Origin of the sequence: Thiolinea disciformis DSM 14473, assembly GCF_000371925.1 — a bacterium.
Lineage (GTDB): Bacteria > Pseudomonadota > Gammaproteobacteria > Thiotrichales > Thiotrichaceae > Thiolinea > Thiolinea disciformis.
In genome coordinates, this window is record NZ_AQVE01000026.1 from 41,201 (window position 1) to 61,299 (window position 20,099).

Annotated in this window: 17 protein-coding genes; 4 read left to right on the forward strand and 13 right to left on the reverse strand. The window is 45.1% G+C overall.

Annotated elements, in window-relative coordinates:
• Positions 1 to 55: 55 nt before the first annotated feature.
• The gene (locus tag A3IE_RS0116435; protein ID WP_020396722.1) at positions 56 to 1,915 is read right to left on the reverse strand and encodes a methanol/ethanol family PQQ-dependent dehydrogenase; all 1,860 of its coding nucleotides are present in this window, start codon (positions 1,913 to 1,915) and stop codon (positions 56 to 58) included.
• Positions 1,916 to 2,220: 305 nt separating this feature from the next.
• On the opposite strand from A3IE_RS0116435, the gene A3IE_RS21080 reads away from it, so the two are divergent.
• Both A3IE_RS21080 and A3IE_RS21085 read left to right on the forward strand, forming a co-directional pair.
• The gene (locus A3IE_RS21080; RefSeq protein WP_020396723.1) at positions 2,221 to 3,054 is read left to right on the forward strand and encodes a quinoprotein dehydrogenase-associated SoxYZ-like carrier; all 834 of its coding nucleotides are present in this window, start codon (positions 2,221 to 2,223) and stop codon (positions 3,052 to 3,054) included.
• A gap of 112 nt (positions 3,055 to 3,166) precedes the next feature.
• Positions 3,167 to 3,856 (forward strand): TetR/AcrR family transcriptional regulator, encoded by a 690-nt coding sequence (locus A3IE_RS21085; RefSeq protein ID WP_051062553.1) that lies wholly within the window; start codon positions 3,167 to 3,169, stop codon positions 3,854 to 3,856.
• 28 nt (positions 3,857 to 3,884) lie between these two features.
• Here the strand turns inward: A3IE_RS21085 and ilvE are convergent, their stop codons facing one another.
• The 6 genes from ilvE to A3IE_RS0116475 all read right to left on the reverse strand — a co-directional run bounded on the left by ilvE (position 3,885) and on the right by A3IE_RS0116475 (position 9,107).
• A complete protein-coding gene (gene ilvE / locus A3IE_RS0116450) occupies positions 3,885 to 4,754 on the reverse strand; it encodes a branched-chain-amino-acid transaminase (protein ID WP_020396725.1) in 870 nt (289 codons plus the stop codon).
• A 138-nt stretch (positions 4,755 to 4,892) separates the two neighbouring features.
• The gene (locus tag A3IE_RS21090; protein WP_020396726.1) at positions 4,893 to 5,345 is read right to left on the reverse strand and encodes an LEA/WHy family protein; all 453 of its coding nucleotides are present in this window, start codon (positions 5,343 to 5,345) and stop codon (positions 4,893 to 4,895) included.
• 151 nt (positions 5,346 to 5,496) lie between these two features.
• Positions 5,497 to 6,915 carry a restriction endonuclease subunit S gene (locus A3IE_RS0116460; RefSeq protein WP_020396727.1) on the reverse strand — a complete coding sequence of 473 codons (1,419 nt, stop codon included), beginning with the start codon at positions 6,913 to 6,915 and terminating at the stop codon, positions 5,497 to 5,499.
• Complete coding sequence (locus tag A3IE_RS0116465; RefSeq protein ID WP_020396728.1) at positions 6,915 to 7,322, reverse strand: type II toxin-antitoxin system VapC family toxin; 408 nt, start codon at positions 7,320 to 7,322, stop codon at positions 6,915 to 6,917. The genes A3IE_RS0116460 and A3IE_RS0116465 overlap by 1 nt, the downstream gene beginning before the upstream one ends.
• Positions 7,319 to 7,570 carry a hypothetical protein gene (locus tag A3IE_RS0116470; RefSeq protein WP_020396729.1) on the reverse strand — a complete coding sequence of 84 codons (252 nt, stop codon included), beginning with the start codon at positions 7,568 to 7,570 and terminating at the stop codon, positions 7,319 to 7,321. The genes A3IE_RS0116465 and A3IE_RS0116470 overlap by 4 nt, the downstream gene beginning before the upstream one ends.
• An 82-nt stretch (positions 7,571 to 7,652) precedes the next feature.
• Entirely contained in the window at positions 7,653 to 9,107 is a 1,455-nt protein-coding gene (locus tag A3IE_RS0116475; RefSeq protein ID WP_020396730.1) for a class I SAM-dependent DNA methyltransferase, read from the reverse strand.
• A 128-nt stretch (positions 9,108 to 9,235) separates the two neighbouring features.
• Here A3IE_RS0116475 and A3IE_RS0116480 point away from each other — a divergent pair, with 128 nt between their 5' ends.
• Positions 9,236 to 9,514 (forward strand): hypothetical protein, encoded by a 279-nt coding sequence (locus A3IE_RS0116480; protein ID WP_020396731.1) that lies wholly within the window; start codon positions 9,236 to 9,238, stop codon positions 9,512 to 9,514.
• Here A3IE_RS0116480 and A3IE_RS0116485 read toward each other — a convergent pair whose 3' ends face one another.
• The 5 genes from A3IE_RS0116485 to rluD all read right to left on the reverse strand — a co-directional run bounded on the left by A3IE_RS0116485 (position 9,515) and on the right by rluD (position 18,604).
• The gene (locus tag A3IE_RS0116485) at positions 9,515 to 9,994 is read right to left on the reverse strand and encodes a Uma2 family endonuclease (RefSeq protein WP_020396732.1); all 480 of its coding nucleotides are present in this window, start codon (positions 9,992 to 9,994) and stop codon (positions 9,515 to 9,517) included.
• Positions 9,995 to 10,049: 55 nt separating this feature from the next.
• Positions 10,050 to 13,469, reverse strand: coding sequence for a type I restriction-modification system endonuclease (gene hsdR / locus A3IE_RS0116490; protein ID WP_020396733.1), 3,420 nt, complete (start codon positions 13,467 to 13,469; stop codon positions 10,050 to 10,052).
• A 441-nt stretch (positions 13,470 to 13,910) separates the two neighbouring features.
• Positions 13,911 to 16,742 carry a 2-oxoglutarate dehydrogenase E1 component gene (locus A3IE_RS0116495; protein WP_020396734.1) on the reverse strand — a complete coding sequence of 944 codons (2,832 nt, stop codon included), beginning with the start codon at positions 16,740 to 16,742 and terminating at the stop codon, positions 13,911 to 13,913.
• Positions 16,743 to 16,901: 159 nt separating this feature from the next.
• Positions 16,902 to 17,648 carry a peptidoglycan editing factor PgeF gene (pgeF, locus tag A3IE_RS0116500; RefSeq protein ID WP_020396735.1) on the reverse strand — a complete coding sequence of 249 codons (747 nt, stop codon included), beginning with the start codon at positions 17,646 to 17,648 and terminating at the stop codon, positions 16,902 to 16,904.
• The gene (gene rluD, locus A3IE_RS0116505) at positions 17,645 to 18,604 is read right to left on the reverse strand and encodes a 23S rRNA pseudouridine(1911/1915/1917) synthase RluD (RefSeq protein WP_026154993.1); all 960 of its coding nucleotides are present in this window, start codon (positions 18,602 to 18,604) and stop codon (positions 17,645 to 17,647) included. Before rluD ends, pgeF begins: the two co-directional genes overlap by 4 nt.
• 10 nt (positions 18,605 to 18,614) lie before the next feature.
• Between rluD and A3IE_RS0116510 the strand changes: the two genes are divergently transcribed.
• On the forward strand, positions 18,615 to 19,472 hold the full coding sequence (locus A3IE_RS0116510) for an outer membrane protein assembly factor BamD (protein WP_245539210.1): 858 nt from the start codon (positions 18,615 to 18,617) through the stop codon (positions 19,470 to 19,472).
• A gap of 350 nt (positions 19,473 to 19,822) precedes the next feature.
• On the opposite strand, the gene A3IE_RS0116515 is transcribed toward A3IE_RS0116510, so the two are convergent.
• The coding region (locus A3IE_RS0116515) for an IS1 family transposase (protein ID WP_020396103.1) at positions 19,823 to 20,099 on the reverse strand (277 nt) is incomplete at its 5' end.

Consider the following 20,099-nt stretch of genomic DNA (forward strand, 5'->3'; position numbering starts at 1 on the left):
TCAAACCCGACAAATGGGATGCTCGCAGGAGCATCCCCACCACGACAGCATGACCTTATTGCTGAGCGACCTTTTGGTTTGCCTCACCTTGAGTCACTTCAGAAGGTAAGGAGAACACAGTCAAGACACCCCCTAATTGGGTATACGCACTTAAACTACGATAAGCACCGACTGCCCCCAAACCATCGGTATCACCCGCCAAGCCTGCCGCCATACCGATACCGGCCCAACCACCCACACCGGATAACACACCAATGTACTGCTTGTCTTTAAACTTCCAGGTATTGATATTGCCGATAATGCCAGAGGGCGTTTTGAACCGATAAAGCTCCTTACCAGTATTCGCATCAACGGCTTTCAAGTAACCCTCCAACGTGCCATAAAACACGACATCCCCCGCTGTCGCTAAGGCACCACTCCAAACAGAGAATTGCTCAGGTAAAGACCATTTGATTTCACCCTTGGTGGCATCCCAAGCAATAAAATTACCCATATGCGTGGAGTTATCGCCTTTCACCTTACCGGCTGGGAACATACTCAATGTTGCTCCAACATAGGGTTGACCGGCCACGTATTCGACTTGGTAAGGCTCGTAATCCATACACACATGGTTAGTGGGCACGTAGAATAAGCCGGTTTTAGGCGAGTAAGCGCTCGGCTGTTGGTCTTTTGAACCCAATGCCGCTGGGCAAATCCCTTGCGTATTAAAATCAGCACCGTTTTTATCGGTACTGTACTTAGGGTCAACCACAGGGCGACCTGTTTCCATATCGATATGGCTTGCCCAGTTGACTACAGGATCATATTTAGTCGCTAATAAGACCTCACCCGTTTCCGCATTCATGGTGTAGCCAAAACCATTACGATCGAAATGCACCAAGCCCTTCATTTCTTTGCCATTGGCCTTCATTTTGACCAATTGCATTTCATTCACACCGTCATAGTCCCATTCATCATGCGGGGTCATTTGATAAACCCACTTCGCCATACCGGTATCGGCATCGCGTGCCATGATAGTCATCGACCATTTATTATCACCGGGACGAACCACTGGATTCCAAGTACTAGGATTGCCTGTACCGTAATACACTAAATTGAGCTCGGGATCATAGCTGTACCAGCCCCATGTCGTACCGCCACCGATTTTCCATTGGTCACCCTGCCATGTTTTCAGACTAGAATCAGGGCCTACCGGCTGCATTCCCCCTTTAGTCCCTGTCCATGTCATGGTTTTAGCAGGATCCATACACATCTCAGCATCAGGGCCGGTGCTATAACATTTCCAAGCTAATTTACCATCGCTAATATTGTAGGCTGCCGCAAAACCACGCACGCCGAATTCACCACCACTGATACCTGTGATGACTTTATCTTTAACGACGATGGGGGCATTAGTATTGGTTTCACCTTTCTTAGGATCACCGTTTTTGACGCTCCAAACTAACTTCCCATCCTGTGCATTGAGTGCTACTAGGGTTGTGTCAGCTTGTTGTAAGAAGATTTTGCCATCTGCATAAGCCAAACCACGATTGACGGTATCACAGCACATGACACCAATAACATTAGCGTCCTGCTTTGGCTCATATTGCCAAATGACAGTCTGATCATTCAGATTAATCGCGAAGACTTTATTAGGAAATGGTGTGTGCACATACATGGTTTCGCCGATGACCAGTGGCCCACCTTCATGCCCCCGTAGCACACCTGTTGAGAACGTCCACTCAGGACGTAATTTAGAAACATTAGCAGCGGTAATTTGATTCAAGGTACTGTAACGATTACCTGCATAATTACCACCCCAGATTGCCCAGTTAGCATTATTGCCGATAGCGTCCATCACCGAATCCGCAAACGCAGCCCCACTACAAGCAAGCGCACACACAACCGACAACATAGATTTGACTGGAAACTTCATAGAACTCCTCCATTGGTATACACCGAATTCATTTTTCATGAATGGTGGTCTGCCAATAGGCAACATCCCCGCTAGAAATTTCCTATTGCTTAAAGCAGACCGGTACTTAACCAAAGCTCTTAAAACAACTAAAAATAATAATTTTTAATGGTTTTGCAGCCTATATCTGCATAACTTTGGTTGCTCCTCACTCAAGTCAGAGAGTAGAATGAATGTTCATTTTTGTCAATAAGCTAAAAAATGTCCCTTATGGCTCAATAACTTAGACAAAAATTAAGCAATCCAATGTGATACTGGGAGGAGTTATGCAAGGATTTCTTAGACTGATCAGCAGCTTATGTCTGCTTGCTTATACAAGTATCGTTTCAGCAGGCACTGAACCGCCCGATCTCAACCAAGCGTGGAATAGCCGCCTGAAGAACTTTTATTTTCAGGAACGACCCATCCAAGAAAATACAAGTGTAGTGAGTTTAACTGCTCCCGATCGTGCCGAAGACCCAGCGCGTGTACCCGTGAGCATTACTACCCGCCCAAAAGATTTAGATATTTCTAAATTAAAAAGCCTTTATTTAATTATCGACAATAATCCTAGTCCATTAGCAGGCAAGTTTAATTTAAGTCCGAATAGCCATATTGCACAATTAGACTTATTTATTCGTGTGAATGAATATTCCCCCGTTCGCGTGATTGCCGAAACCAGTGATGGTCAATTGTATATGCAAAGTCATTTTGTGAAAGCGAGTGGCGGTTGCTCAGCACCTGCGGCAACAGATATGCAAAAAGCGGCCAAGGAACTAGGACAAATGCGCTTTAAGATTAATAACTTAACGAGCAAGTCTACGCATGACTGGGCACAAGCCAGTTTGGCGATTAAACATCCGAACTTAACCGGTTTGCAACGCGACCAGTTAACCCAACTTTTTGTGCCAGCCCATTATATTAAAGCGATTGAGGTTAAATTAGGCGAAGATATTATTTTATCAGCTGAAACCAATATTTCCATTAGTGAAAATCCCGTATTAAGCTTTGATTTTAAGCCTAGTACACAGCAACAATTAACTGCCACCATTACAGACACTGAAGGCAAAGTATTTGTACACCAGCAAATGATCGGTGAGGACAAAAGTGCGAGTTATTAAAATTTTTCAGTAAGCTATAAGCATTAGCTTATTCGTCTAGAGGAAGTATTGATCTTAGGCTGTGAGGCGTTTAAGGTAGCCTTCAACACCTACAACCAGATCAGTCTGAACTATGCCATATTTAAGAAAACCGAATGACCCAAACGAATCGTTGAGCTGCCGCATTTTGACGGCTGCGTTAAACCTCTTTGTGCAGCAAGGCTTTCATAATATTTCCATTCATGAGATTCAGCGCCAAGCTCAGGTCAGTATTGGCTCTATTTATAATCATTTTGGCGGCAAAGAGGGCATCGCACGCGCGTTATACCAACATTTGTTGAATGAACTAGCGGAGGTCGTCGATGCGGCCATAGCTAACTACCCAAGCGCTAGCGAACGACATCAGCGCATTATTAGTGAGCTATTTCATTTCACTGAAACGCATCGCAATATGATTGCGTTTTTGTTTCATACTCACCATCCCGATTTTTTGCCTGATGAACCCGCCGTCAGCGAATCGCTAGCTTTTCAAAAACTACGTTTTATTGTGCAAGCAGGTATGCAACACGGCGAATTCCGCTCCATGGATGAACACATAGCCACCGCCATGTTATTCGGCAGCGCCATCCACATGATTCAATTACGCCTTGAAGGCAAAATCACTAACTCGCTCGTTGAGTATATTGCGCAAACCGTAAGCGCTGCGCAGGCTGGACTCGTGCCCGATAAAATCCCTACGGTCGCTTATTGGGCGAATGCCACTACGCGCAAACCCAGAAAACTCGCTAATAAACTATGCCAGCGTACCAGTTTGACAGGCTAAGTCTAGCGACTAGCCTATCCTAGTTTGTTTAAGCAGTTTCTTTTTGCACTAATTCATTAAAGGCTTTGAATAAGCTGCGATAAATATTGCCCGGACAATGACGAATTTTACGCCCATCTATTTCACGGATTGGAATTAATTTCGCTCCGGTTCCGGTGAAGAAACACTCTTCGGCATTATATAAATCATAAGCGGTTAAGGCTGCTTCACGAGCGGGAATATTTAACACCTGAGCCAACTCTAAAATAGTCTGACGTGTAATACCGCCCAACGCTCCCTCGGTAGCCGGAGGCGTTAGTAATATACCTTCGGAGACCACAAACAAATTCGCCACAGTGCCTTCAGCGACAAACCCACGGTCATTTAATAAAATCCCCTCATCCGCCCCCGCATAATTCGCCTCCATGCGCGCCAAAATCGCAGTCAAATAATTCATGCTTTTAATACGTGAATCTAAGCGATCTGGCATAGTGCGACGCGTCGAAGTAATAATGGCTTTTACGCCTTTTTCACGTTGCTCATCACTCGCCATTTTTAATTCATCGGCAATTACAATTAAGCTAGGTTTTGCGCAAGACGCTGGATTGATGCCTAATACGCCCACTCCCCGCGTCACGATGACCCGCAAATAACCATCGCTCAAGGGTGAGGCTTTAATCGTTTCATAAATCGCCGCTTCGATCCCATCCAAGCTATACGGTAACGTTAATTGCAAAGCTACGGCCGAACGCTCAAAACGTTTTAAATGCAGCGGTAAACGGAATACTTTGCGATTATAAAAGCGAATGCCTTCAAAAATGCCGTCACCATATAAAAAACCGTGGTCAAATACTGAAACTTTAGCTTCCGAAACGGGGACGATTTTGCCGTCAATCCAGCAACAAGCCTGCTCAAACATATTCTTTTCTCATTGAATGCTAAAAGCCCTAGTGTAAAAGCCAAATGCACAACGGTACAGATTCAGTTCAAACTTTTCGATTTCATGACAGTGGTGCGTTGGTCGGGAACTGTAATGCTAATGCAAGGTGTAACTGTACTACATTTGTACGCCGATCTCGCCTTGGCGCTGGAAAGGAATACTTAAGTAAGGCACTTGCACTGCGCCATCAAGTTCGTATTGCACCTGCTGTGAACGCCACAGATTAGGCGCTAATTGCATAATTTGCTGTAGATTAAGTTGAATAGGAATTTGCACTGCCATGGGCTGATTCGGCATGAGGTGCATAGACTGACGTTGCGCCCCACTAGCCACCTGTGCGCCATTCAGACGCAAATTATATTGCACCCCTTCCAAAGGAATCGGCACTGGATTCGGGTTCGTGATTTGTAAGGTGACTAAACCTGTCCCCTGCATCAACGAAATATTCTGCACGGAGGCGTCTTGGATAGAAATTTTGGGTGCTTGGATGAAATTAGACGCTGGCCCCATTGCGGAACAACCGGCTAAAGCTAAAGCCCAGCCTAACACCATTTTTTTTATGATTGCCATTTGTTAAAAGCCCTATTAAAACACAAGCTGCTATATACCAAATTTTGATAGTTTTAGCGCAACAAACCGCTCAGCGTATAACGACGAGGCATTGCATTCAGGTGCGTTACGTTTAGAACAGCGAAAGCGATTCAGCCTTTGTGTGGATGGCTTAATGGTTTGGTTTTAGGGCGAGTTGCCCTTGTTGGGTTTTGCCTGCTTTAGTTTTAGTGGGTTTTGCGGTTTGTTGAATCTGTTCTAATAACGCCGCCGCGCTGTTTTCCCCGCTAATCAGTTCAGGGTTTTGCGCGCGCCATTCAGCAGTCAGTTCGCCTTTAAAGGCTTTGGCGAGGATGGCTTGGGTGAGATTATTCACGCGGTTTTGGGCGCTTTGAACTTGTTGTTCGATTTGGTCGGCGAAGGCAAAGAGTTGTTCAACTCGTTTGACGATTTCGGTTTGTTCTTCGATGCAAGGGTAAGAAAAAGGAAGACTTTTTATTCTATGCAATGCTAATTTACCTTGAGCACCTGATTTTATTTCAAATGAAATAATATCTTGCAAAAATTGACTACGTAACCATATCGAAAAATATTGATTATTTAATTTCTTCTTAAAGTTACATATTTTTGCTGCATTCTCAGTGAGATTTGCGCCATCGTAAGCTTCAGGAATAATTCCTGCGTCACCTATGCAAGCTCCAACAATAGTTATATAAATGTCCCCTGTATTAACGATATAACGAGAAATTTGCTTTTGTACTTCTGGCTTTAGATATAGTTGTCCCTCGGTTATTACGGTTCCACTTTTAAGTTGTCCTGTTCTAATGTAAGGATAACCTGTATCAGTCGCTAATAGTTCTTCCCCTTTAGGTAGTCTTTTTCCACCTTTTACCTCAGCGACATCATCAATACTTAGTAATTGCCAAGATTGTGGAATTAACATATTTATATTTGTTCCAATATAATTACTGTCGTTCCTCCAATCCTCCGTCAGCCTCCCACTCACCGCCGCTGCTAACACCGATTGCCGAAAGCGTTTTAAAATCGCTGGAATCGCATCCAAACGCGCTTTAATCGTATCCACTTGCGCGAGTAAAGCATCTAAACGGGTGGCGATTTCTTGTTGTTCGGCGTGGGGAGGGAGTGGGATTTCATAACTACGAATATCGGCGCTTTTCACAGCAGGATATAAAGCCCCTTGAACCTTATCTGACATCTCCTCTATGAAAGTTTGGTTTCTAACTTGAAAAAAAATCCATTGCGGATGTACCTGATTAGCTCGAAGCACATCAAAACCTGTAGAAGCTATTGGGTTTATTAGCCCACTTTTTACTATAGCGACAGCATTTAAGTTTGGGCGCGTCATTGAAACGAGTACATCATTGGTTTGAACAATTTTCCTTGCACGGCTTGGCGCATCTTTGCCAATGAGTAGTTGTGGCTCGGTGATGGCCTTTAAGTGTCGATCAATACTCGCAATATCGATATAGGTTAATTGTTCATCTAGCTCAGGCGTTTTTTGTTTAATATCGCTACAAACTGTAGCTAAAGAGGTTATGACCCAAGATGTGGGCAAACTATCTAAATCCATCAGTGAGCCTGTTGCCCCAAGAAAATAATCTTTGTAGGCGCATTTAATTCCGCCGCTTTGTTCGCTAAATGCCTATCAAATGTAGCAAACTGACTCGTACTATTGGCTAAATGCAAAGCATCCGCAAAGTCCATACCTGCTTCGTACCACCTTAAAGTCTGATACATCTGTTCCAAGCCCTGAAGAGCTAAAGTTGGTAATCCTAAAAGATGCTTCAAATTCTCTGCGATCTGCTCTCGACTCCAAGCGTGCCCACGTTTAGAACCTAATACCCATACTGTTTCAAGCAATACTGTTTGCAATAACAAACACTCATTTTGCATGATCAATTGTGTAGCGACTTCAGTTTGCTGCTCATCATCTTTGCTCAAATAGCGCACAATAACATTCGTATCTAACTCAATCATTGATGCTCACCAGCTTCATAATCCACTGCTGCATTCATATCCTCAATACTTAGCGTCCGCGTTGTGTAAGCAGGTTTTGCAGTGGCTGGCGTAAACTGCGTTTCTGGAAAATATTTGCGTTTTTCCATAATCATTTGCTGAAAAGTTTTTTGTTTTTTCTGGTTGATAAAGTCAATAAAATCAGCTATCTGCTGCAAATAGCTAGGGTCGAGGGTTTTTATCTTTAGCTGAAGCTCTTCATAAGTCATAATACAATCCTCATCTAATCAGTGATTTTGAAATAATTATAAAGTATTGCCCTTAGAACAGCTTGAATCAATTTACGCCTAACTAAGCCGCCTGCTCCGCCCCCAGCGCCTTCAACAAATCCTGCAAACCACTCATTGCCGCTTCCAATTCAGCTAGTGCTTCACTCGCCAACGCCTCAGGCTCTGGTAAACTTGCTGCGTCCACGCTGCTGTCATCCTTCAACCAACTAATATCCAGCGAGTCACCTTTGGTATCCCGAATCCACTCCCGACTAAAACAACGCCAACGTCCATTCTCATCCTGTGCAGTACGTGCTGCATTGCCATAAGCATCTGCGCCAAAGCATTCGATAAACTCATTAAAATGCGCTTCCGTTAGCACTGTGCGTTTGCCAAACTGTGGCATATTGGCACGCATATCATAGACCCACACATTTTTGGTATTGCCCGTGTCCTGTTTAGGATCGCTAGGCTTAGTAAAAAACAGCACATTGGTTTTCACGCCTTGTGCGTAGAAAATGCCGGTGGGTAAACGTAAAATCGTATGCAGATTGCATTTTTCCATCAAATCGCGCCGAATGGTTTGCCCAATGCCTGCTTCAAATAACACATTGTCGGGCAAAATCACCGCCGCGCGCCCACCTGCGTTTAACAGCTTGTGATAAATCACATGCAAGAATGCAAGTTGCTTATTACTGGTGTAGTGCAATAAATCATCGCGTGTCGGCGCACCGCCACCTTGTTTCGTCCCAAACGGTGGATTAGACAGAACCAAACTTGCAGGCTTTAAATCGCGCCCTTCATTGCTCAAGGTATCGCCAAACAAAATCCCTGCGCCTTTTTCATCCACCGCCAAGTTATGCAGCATTAGATTCATCAGCGCTAAACGGTGGGTATCTTCCACTAACTCCATACCGTAAAAGGTTTGGTGCTGATAACGGTCATAATCTTTTTCTGAAAGCTGATTTAGATCGTAGTGATTTTCCAGATAATGATTGGCACTAATCAAAAAACCACCCGTACCTGCGGCGGGATCACAAATCACATCCTGTAAGGTAGGGCGCATTAACGCCACCATCGCATCAATCAGTACACGCGGCGTGAAGTATTGCCCTGCGCCCGATTTTTTCTCATCGGCATTTTTCTGCAATAAGCCTTCATACAAATCACCCAAGCCTTCTGCTTTGGCATCGTACCAATCGAGTTGATTAATTTCAGTCAGGAGCTTAGTCAGGGTGACAGGTTTACGAATCACCGAAGCAGCATTGCTATAAATGCGCCGCGTGATCGAACTGCCATGCGAGCCTAGATGGATTAGCAGTTTTTTATAATCTTCCAGACGCTGCGGCTCGCTCTGTTCCTTCAAATCCGTCCAGCGATAACCCTCCGGCAATAAGTGCTCCTGCTCGGTTTCCTGCGCCATTTTCAAAAACAGCAGATAGGTCAACTCAGTCACATATTGATGATAAGTTACCCCATCATCCCGCAACACATTACACAAATTCCACAGCTTGGCGACAATATCGACAGTGCTCATAAACAGCTCAGACTCAGGCTAGAAGGGTACAGAGTTTAGCATTAATTAGCCTTTGCAAAAGCCTAACCGTGCGAGCTTGACGAGTTATGGTAAACTTAACACATGATTTTCCTGAAAAGGACAGCGCAATGATTACAGATGAATTAGGGGTTCAGCTACACGATAAAGCCACACGCGGCCTTGTACTCACTGAGGCTGAGCAGCAGCAACTCGAACAGTGGTATGCCGAAAAAGATCAGGAAGAAGGCCTAGTATTAGCGAATTCTACTAGCAGCAATGTTAACCCAAATTTACAAGCCAAAATTGATGCAACGTTGATACAAATAGTTGTGATGGCTAAACGCTTACAAGAAATTGTTTTAGAAAATCAACAGTTGCGCCAAGAAATTACCAGCTTGCGCCAATAACTAAACCGTGACCCGACAACCACATTCCAGTTCTAGCTCAACGGGGGAAATATAATGTTTTGCACCGTCACGCCGCACATGCAAGACTGCTAAAGTATACGGATTCATCACCAATACATCTTTCACGCCTTGGGATAAATAAAACGGTGGGGCAATTTGCAAATCTTTGGCCTCATAGCCTTTGCTAATAATTTCAATCACCGCTTCGGGCACTAAGGTAATCGCGGCTTCGTCTTCATCTGGTTCACGGCAAAAGATCGAAATGTCAGGGCGCTTGAGCGAACCATCAGGAAAACTGACATAAACATCAGCAATGTGGATGCACTGGCAGGCTTTGTTTAGACTCGGCTGAATCGTGCTGCGCACTTGATCGACTGCACGTTGATGGCGATAAACTGGCTGTGCTTCCCAGATAGGCAAACCATTCACAATTTCCAGCTTTACCCCTAAGGATTCGGCTTGCAGTAAGCGTGCATCCATAACATTAAACCTCAACTGGTTAAGCAAGTGCTCCAGTTTAGCACGGATTGCAGCATCAGCCCGCATCCTGCCACAATGCCTGATTAAAGCGCTGCAAAATGACCTCAGGTTGATTATCAAACAGTAGATTCGCCTTTTTTAAGCCACCTTGATTCCTAAAAATGGCGGCTTGGAAGGAATCGATATCAACAATTACTTCTGCTTTAGTTTGCCCTGCAATGGCTTGTAGCCATTTGCGTTGTCCAAGATTCCAGTCTTGCTGGGCAAGAAGTTTGGCTAAGGCTTGATCGACACGCTCCGCCCACGGAATTAAGGCTTCTCCCAAGGCCGCTTGGCGGATATGCCCGATAATACGCGCAACCATCGCTTCATTTTTGGCAGCTTTCCACGCTGCATCTAAGTCAAGCTCGCGGAAATGATTTTTCTCTAGCTCTATCACGAGCTTTTTCAAATCAGCCCGTGTCAGCGACCAAGGACGTGTAATAGCTAGTTCGAGTGCGGGCAGTTTATTGCCTTGGGAATTAATAAACTGGCGGAAGGCTTCTAAATAATCTTCAGGGCGGGTATTACCTTCACCGTAACCCTCAGTAACACTCACTACTTTATCCTCATGCCCAGAAATTACCAGCGTAGGGCGGTTAGTTTTGACCTTAGCATCAAGAATATCGCCAAGACCTTGATGTTGCTGCATCCACGTTGCTAAATCAGCAGGCGACATGGCTTTGAGGGGGGGGATTAAAGTGGCTAAGTTCTCACCTGTTAAGCTTTGGATGGCTTCGGTTTGTGCGTCGGTGAGGTAGTTCTTTTTCACTTGTAATTTAGCCAGCAGTTGCCCCTTGGCTAATTCGACCAAATCGGCATTTTCGCCATGTGCAATCTCCGTTTCCAAACGTATAAAGCTAATGGTCGGGTCAGTCACTACTGGGCGCATGGTATTGACTGCTTCAAGCTTGGAATACAAGTCCACCGCATCAAAAATCCGAAAATGACCCTTGCCAATCGCAGGGCAGAGCCGAGTAGCGCGGCCTAGCATTTGCTCGTATAAAATACGGCTATTCACTTGGCGCAAAAAGACTAAATTGCAAATACTGTCCACATCAATACCCGTGGTGAGTAAGTCGACGGTGACGGCAATATTGGGTAAACGGTCGTTTTTATAGCGGCGAATTTGATCGAGTGGCTTATCCACTGAACCCGTAATTTTCATAATCGCATCATCTTCAATCGCGCCTAAATGCTGCTGACAAATTTCTTTAAATAAGCGCACCACTAAAGTAGCGTGATCATCATTCACACAAAATACCAAGGTCTTGGCAGGCTGATCTGGATCAATCAGCTCTTGCTCAATCAAATGCCCCAGTACCGCACGATTAAAATTCTCAGTAATGACCTTGCGGTTAAAGTGCGCTACATCAAAGCTCAATTCATCGGGTGTGTTATAGCTGACGACTTGCTGTTTAGTGGCATCATAGACCTTGACCTCTTCTTGTACGGCATAATGAATCCCATCTTTTGCTAATTGGGTCTGAATCCGAATCGGTGGCAAGTGATCAACCAAAAAGCCATCAATCACTGCTTCAGGATAAGTATAGGTAAAAGCGGGCTTACCAAAAATCTGAGCCGTGTGCGCAGCAGGTGTAGCGGTTAAGCCAATGCGTACTGCGTCAAAATAATGGATAACCTGTTTGTATTTAGACAAGTAATCGTCGTGGTCACGAAAGGTGAGTTCAGTATCATCCATTAGTTTATCTAACAGATAACCACGATGGCATTCATCCACCACAATACAATCATATTGCCCGACGCTAGGTTGTTGGTCTGGTTCAAATAACGCACGCTTAATCATGCTTTGCACCGTGGCAATTTGTACACAGCGCGCATCGCCTTCTGGATATTTATCCTTCATATTTAATACAGTGAAGGTATTGCCAAAGGTACTGGCATTTTCCATGCGTGTTTCATTAAACGCATTATAAGCTTGCTCACCCAAGGCACTACGATCCACTAAAAACAAAATACGTCGAAAACGTTGCGCTTTAAGTAAACGATAAATCAGGGCTATACAAGTTTTGGTTTTGCCCGTACCGGTCGCCATTGCGAGCAAAATTTCCCGTTGCTGTTGGGAGATGCACAGTTCTGCGGCCTGAATAGCAGCAATCTGATAGGGGCGCAAATGGAAATCAAATTTAAATGGCATACTCGCAAGCGTCGTTTCAGCTTGTGCTATGTTCTGCTTTAAATAAGCCTGTAAATCCGCAGGACTATACCAATGTTCTAAAGCACGTCTCTGATTATAATCGTCACGTAAATCTAAAAACCAAATGCCGCTTTCTTGTTCTAATTGAGGTAAATAGGCCCGCCCATTAGTGGCAAAAGCAAACGGTACTTTAAACGACCCCCATTCACCTGCTAACTGACAAGCATCATGCGTTTGAAAACCACGGGCATAACGCTTAGCTTGATCGACGGCGTGATAGACATTTTTAGTCAATTGCTTCGCTTCAATCACAGCTAGCGGGGTTAAACCCGCAAACAAGACATAATCCGCTCGCCCCGCTTGACCATCATGGGTCGGCCATTCGGCAATGGCTTTAAAGGTTTTGGCCTCAGGGCGTGCCCCCAAATTAAACCGCAGATTTTTACTATCCGCTTCCCAGCCGACTTCGCGTAGTTGCTGATCAATCAGTTCACGGGTTAGCTCTTCACTTAAATATATCTGTTTATTAGCTAAGTGAATCTTATGTAATAACTCTTTGCGGCGTTTATTCTGCTGTGCGGCATCATGTTGGTTGGCTAAAGCTAATTGTAGTTGTCTAATTTCAGCCTGAAATTGCTCTTGTTGGACTAATAATTCTAATTCAGCCGCTTCCGCTTGTTGTTTAAAGTGCTGTGCTTCTTCATCCATCAATTGGGCTAAAGCATCTGCTTCCACTTTTTGCTGTTTGATTAGCTCTAATAAGGCTTGATTAGAATCAACTTGTTGATGTGCGCTGTTTAATTGGCTTTGTAATTGTGCAATCTGTTCGGTGAGTTCGCGTAAAGGTTGGCTCGGATCACGCGGTGGAATAAATGCACCCACTTTAAATTGGCTGCCTTGTTTGCCAAAGCTGCGGTGAAACCATACAGCCAGTTCGCGTGCCATTTTCAAGCCATTTAGGGCTTCTTGATGGCGCGTTTGAAATTCATGCGTGGCTTTATTTCCTTCCACACGCAGTATGTAAAATAAATCACGGATTTTGCGATCTAATTGCAGTTCTTGCTGCAATTTATTTAGCAAGTCTTTTTGCGTCGTCTGTTCATCAAAACGAATGCCATAGCGACTCGCTAAATCCTGCGCTAATGCTTCTCCTAATTGGCGTAATTTAATGAGTGTTGTATTCGGATCACTCACAAAAATCGCCTCAGCCGTGCGCGCAAGCTGCAAAAGAATCGGGCTATGCTCACTGAGAAATTCAAAATTTCCATGTGTTTGCATGAGTTGCCCTTTTTAGCTGCCCTGAAGTTAATTAGTTTAATGGAGAGTAATGCTATAAGTGAATCGAATCATTCGATCGGTGCTTATTTGTTTAAAAAACTGGGGAATGATTCATTGCATTCGAAGCAGTTTGATACCTACTACTCGCACAGTGTTAAGCGGACAGATCATTGCGATTGATAAAGCCCTTAATACCCTTGGCTTAGCAGGTTATAACTTGCATGGGTAGTTTTAAGATGTGGTTATCCCATGAAGTATTCCACAACAGGCGCTACTGACTTCTAGGAAGCCCCGTATCATTCGGCACATTTCTTACATCGAACGCAGGTTATTGAGGTAAGCAAGAAAATTGCTAAAGGCAGGAGATGAATAGAGAAAATAAAAAAATAAACCCCGAAATTCGACGAGCAAATTTCAGGGTTTTTGGTTTAACTTAGCGGATTAGGCTTTTGCGGCTTCGTTCGAAATCCCCAACGCTTCTTTCACTAAAGCTTGTTGCTGAGCTTGATGAACATACAGCGAACCTACGGCAGGCGCTGCTGCTGCCGGACGACTCACACAAGAAATTTCTGCCAACTCATAAGCCTCGAAACGGTGACGAATACCATCCCATGCACCTTGATTGACTGGCTCTTCTTGACACCAAATCAAATGCTTTAGATTCGGATACGAAGAAACGACAGTACGCAATTCAGGCGCTGGGAAAGGATAGATTTGCTCAATCCGCACAATCGCCACATTCTCCAGATTATTTTTCCGACGCTCTTCTAACAGATCGTAATACACCTTACCACTACACATAATAACGCGATCTACGGCCGCTTTATTATTAGTGATATGGCTGTCCACTTCATCGATGACTAATTGGAATTCACCTTCGGTGAAATCTTTCAGCTCATTCACAGCTAATGGATGACGCAGCAAGCTTTTCGGTGTGAATACAATCAAAGGCTTACGATAATTACGCAGCACTTGACGGCGCAGCATATGGAAGGTTTGCGCAGGTGTGGTTGGAATCACAATCTGCATATTTTCCTGTGCTGCCAATTGCACCATCCGCTCAATCCGCGCAGAAGAGTGCTCCGGCCCTTGGCCTTCAAAACCATGAGGCAAGAACATCACCAAACCGCATAAACGTTGCCACTTTTGCTCACCGGAACTAATGAACTGGTCGATAACCACCTGCGCACCATTCACGAAATCGCCGAATTGCGCTTCCCAAATTGTTAAGCTTTCTGGCTCAGCCGTAGCATAACCATATTCATAAGCCAGCACCGCTTCCTCAGACAATACTGAGTCAATAACGTTGAACGAGCCTTGATTTGGCGTCAGATGCAATAAGGGTAACCACTGTCTGCGCTCTTCTTGGTGATGCAGCACTGCATGACGATGAGAGAAAGTCCCGCGTCCACAGTCCTGACCGGACAAGCGTACATGGCGGCCTTCTTCTAATAAAGTCGCATAAGCTAAGGTCTCACCGAAACCCCAATCAGCAGGCTTTTCACCTTTACCCATCGCAACACGGTCTTCAATAACTTTCAGAACACGACGATGCACTTTGAAATCAGACGGAATATTATTCAGCCAGCTTGAGGATAAGGAAGCAATACGCTCGGCACTCACGGCGGTATTCACTTTATCGCGCCATTTGCCTTCTAAATAATTTTTCCAGTGCGTTTGAAGCTCGTTCGGCAAACCGTCTACTACTGGCTGGCCGAAATAACCACGCACCACCTCACCCGCTTCCATAACAGCACGGAACTCAGCCACCATAGCATCGGCTTCTTCCCGTGTAATGACACCTTCTTTCACCAACTTTTCGGCGTACTGCGTACGGGTAGTTGGTAAATTGCGGATGATGCTATACATCACCGGTTGCGTCATAGCGGGTTCATCCGCCTCGTTATGACCTAAACGGCGATAACAAACCAAATCAATCACCACATCTTTCTTGAAGCGATTACGATAATCTAAGGCGACCTTCGCAGCATAAATAACTGCTTCTGGATCATCACCATTCACGTGGATGATCGGCGCATTAATCATCTTCGCCACATCCGTTGGATAATGTGTAGAACGGCTATCGGTCGTGGTGCTAGTCGTAAAACCGACTTGGTTATTGATAACAATATGAACCGTACCCAAGGTGCGATAACCGCGCGTCTGTGCCATATTGAAGGTTTCCATCACGACGCCTTGACCCGCAAATGCGGCATCGCCATGGATACTAATCGCCATGACTTGTTCGCCAGTCCGATCACCACGACGCTCTTGACGTGCACGCACTGAACCAATGACCACAGGACTTACGATTTCTAAGTGTGAAGGATTAAAGCCTAGTGCCAAGTGTACGGGGCCACCCTCCGTCATAATGTCGCTGGAATAACCTTTGTGATACTTAACGTCACCCGTGTATTGCCCATCCGTGGTTTTGCCTTCGAACTCGCTGAATAGCACACCAGATGGCTTATACATCACATTAATCAGTACATTCAAACGGCCACGATGCGCCATGCCGATAACGGCTTCTTTCATACCCGCCGCACCGCCTTCTTGCAGAATACGATGCAACATAGGAATTAAGCTTTCGCCACCTTCCAGACCGAAACGTTTTTGGCCTACAAAGCGACGATGCAAATATTGCTCGAAACCTTCCGCCGCCGTTAACTGCTTGAGCAACATTTTCTTTTGATCGTTATTGAGTACTTCGCGTCCCATATCAGGCTCAATCCGCGCCTGAATCCAACGCTTTTCTTCCAAATCCATAATGTGCATGTACTCAAAACCAATAGTACGCGTATAGGTTTCTTTCAGTGCATGGAAGATATTGCCGAGTGTTGGCGTTGCTTTAATATTGAAAGAGCCGGGGTCGAAAGCAATACTATGATCCGTATTATGTAAATCGTTGGCTTCCAGTGTTAGTTCTGGGGTCGGTACATGAGTACCATAATCGCCGAGTGGATTAAGATTGGCGGCTAAATGCCCTACATAACGATAAGAGTTGATCAAGCGCGAAACACGAACTTGGAAACTACGACGCTCCAATACGCTTTGTGGCTGATACATCTCTTCATTTTTCATGGCCTCACCATTGACCGCTTTGCCATTTGGCTTAGTGGTTTCAAGTATTTCCATGGTTTTGAAATAGTCACGCCACTCTCCTGATACCGTTTCAGGAGCTTCTTGATATTGCTGGTAGAGCTGATCCAAGAAAATGGCCGCTTCGCCATCTAAAAACGATTCATCCAGCCGAGAAATATTTTGTCCACTCATCTAGTCCATACTCCTTCACTCTCATCATTAGAGATAGCGGTCTATATTTTATTGTCCAACTGTCGTGTGAATTTGACGATAATTCTTGATATTGGCGCGCAAGTATATCCCAAATGGCAAAACCTGCCACCCATTCAGGCTAAGTTTTGCGAAGAAAACTCAGGGAATTGTCGACAACCAGATTAAACTGGCCATACGGCCAGTTACATTATCGCGACGATATGAGAAAAATCGTGCCTTATCGGTATAGGTGCAAAATCCACCGCCGTAGATTGCTGACAAACCGACATTATTGAGACGTTGGCGTGCTAATTGATAAAGATCGCCTAACCACTTTCCATCAAACTGACTTTTCACAAAAGCTTGCTCTGCTTGCGCATCACGCTGGATAAACTCCGCGCGAACTTCCGAACCCACTTCAAAAGCACTTGGCCCAATCGCAGGCCCCATCCAAGCTAATAGCTCATGGGGTTGACAATCCAGCGCCTTCACGGTTTCTTCCAACACACCATCACATAAACCACGCCAGCCCGCATGAGCCGCCGCCACTCGTGTCCCAGCTTTATCGCAAAACAACACCGGCAAACAATCTGCCGTCATTACCACACAAACTTGTTTTGCTTTAAAAGCAACAGCAGCATCCGCTTGCGGCGTGCAACTGCTAGTATTCATCCCTGAAACGACCACCCCATGGACTTGCTGCAACCACAGTGGCTCCGTGGGTAGATGTAAAAGATCGCCGACTAAGTGACGATTTTTCGCCACGGCATAAGGTTCATCGCCCACGTGATCGCCCACATTTAAGGAGTGATAAGGCGCTTGGCTAAAACCACCTTGGCGCGTCGTTATGACCGCGTGCACATGGGCTGGCGCAGGCCACTCAGGCTTAATCCAATCGGGATTCATAGCGGCTCCTCAGCACGTAATAAATCTAATAAAGCTTCCATATCCTCAGGCACTGGCACTTCCCACTCCATGTCTTCGCCCGTTTCAGGATGCTCGAGCGCTAATAAGGTGGCATGAAGCGCTTGGCGTGGAAAAGTACGTAAGGTTTCACGCAGTTCTTGGCTAATGCCCGCAGGCATTTTTTGCCGCCCACTATAAACAGGATCACCCACCAAGGACATATGCTTCGCGCTTAAATGCACACGAATCTGATGGGTTCTGCCCGTTTCCAAGGCCACACGTAATAAAGTGAAGTGTTGGAAGCGCTCTTCCACACGGTAATGGGTCACCGCTTCTTTGCCGCTTTCCTCATCCACCACCGCCATACGTTTACGATCTACTTGATGCCGCCCAATATTCCCCTCAATCGTTCCACCCGCAATCACCACCCGCTGTACTAGCGCCAAATATTCACGACTCACAGTACGCTCTTGTAATTGGCTGACTAAGGATTGATGCGCTTCTAAAGTACGAGCGACCACCATTAAACCTGTCGTATCCTTATCCAAGCGATGCACAATACCAGCACGCGGCAAGTTCTCTAAGCGTGGGTCATAATGTAATAAACCATTCACCAAAGTACCTGACCAATTACCCGCGCCCGGATGCACGACCAAACCCGCTGGTTTGTTGATGACCAGAATCGAGTCGTCTTCATGCACTACTTCGAAATCAATAGACTCAGGCTCATCATGGGTTTGCGCAGTCAATGTGGTCTGAATGATAATCTCTTCACCGCCAATTAAGCGCTCCTTGGGTTTTAGTTCTTTATGGTTGACGCGAATTTGGCCAGCTTTAATCCATTTCTGAATTTGGCTGCGGGAATATTGTGGGCATAAACTCGCAATGATTTGATCCAAACGTTGATGCGCCATCTCGGGTGGCACAATACTAATAATTTGCTTATCGTGGGGCATGTTAAATTCAATGAATCCGGTATACTGGCAACTTTGTTCCATCATACGTGTTATTAAACAAATGTCGATAACCACAACAATTCCTAGCACAGCAAGACGTGCAGCGACCATTCTTCTGCTGGCAACCAGTCTGAGTGCTTGTTCTTTATTCTCTGGCAGCAGTAGTAATAGTAGCAATAAGAAAGACGAAACCGCTGGCATGAGCGCTGAACAAATCTATGCTAGCGCTAAAAGTGCTCTCGTCAGAACAGACTACCCACGCGCTATTCGCCTGTATGAAAACTTGGAGGCCAAATTTCCACTGGGTAATTACGCCCAACAAGCTCAGCTCGAATCTGCGTATGCACACTATAAATATGATGAGCCGGAAGCAGCCCTTGATTTAATTGATCGTTTCATTCGTATGAATCCGGGTAGCGATAATATGGCTTATGCTTATTATTTGCGCGGCTTAGTCAATTTTAACCGTGATGCGAATTTATTTGATCGCATTTTCCCGCGCTCGATTGCTGATTTAGACATTGTGCGCCAGAAAGAAGCCTTCCACGATTTTTCGCGTGTGATTACGCGCTACCCGAATAGTGCTTATGCGGCTGACGCTCAATTGCGCGTTCAATATTTGCGCAACTCCCTCGCACAAACCGAGCTGAATGTGGCGAAATACTACATGGAGCGAGGTGCTTGGCTGGCTGCGTTTAACCGCGCCGAATACGCGATTAAGCACTATCAAGGTTCCCCCGCAGTGGTGGATGCCTTAGAAATCAAAATCCTTGCCGCCCAACAATTAGGTAAAGCCGATTTGGCGGCGGATAGCTTGCGCGTATTGGAAGCAAACTACCCCGACCGCGCAGCACGCCTAAAGCGTTAAGGCACGTTGTTTAATCTGAGTTCGACGTAAGAAATAGCCTAAAATAATCTAATGTCAATCTAAATCAGTAGCTGCCTGTTGTGGAATACCTCATCGGATTACCATATCCTGAAACCTTCCACGTCAGGCGGCTACAATTCGCACTAGGTCGCCCACGTCATCGCAGGACTGACTCTTACTCCTAAAGTGAAACAGCCTACTTTACACTTAATTAACAAAGCTTTAGCTAGTTTATAATTGGTATGACTTACGGCGAGCTCAAGTTAATTATTTCCCGCTTGTTTATTAGGCGCTAATATGACAACACTTTGTTTTGTTCTTTCTATACCTTGATGTTTAAAGAATTTAGGTCATGATTTAAAGGAGTTGAAGAAGCGTCTTTCGATACAGGTTCCAATGACTTTGTCATGAATCTCGATAGACTTAGAAAAACAGATCGTCTTGCGTGCTAGACGTTTAATCCAAATCCTCAAATTCAGGTTTTGCCGTTCAATGCTTTGTGTGTAGCGCTTAGTGATTAAATGCTTATCTTCAGGCAATAAACGCTCATAAGCGCCCCAATCATCCGTGCAATACAATGCCAGTTTGAAAGGTGTCAACCGTTCCAAGAGTTGCTTCAAGGTGCTA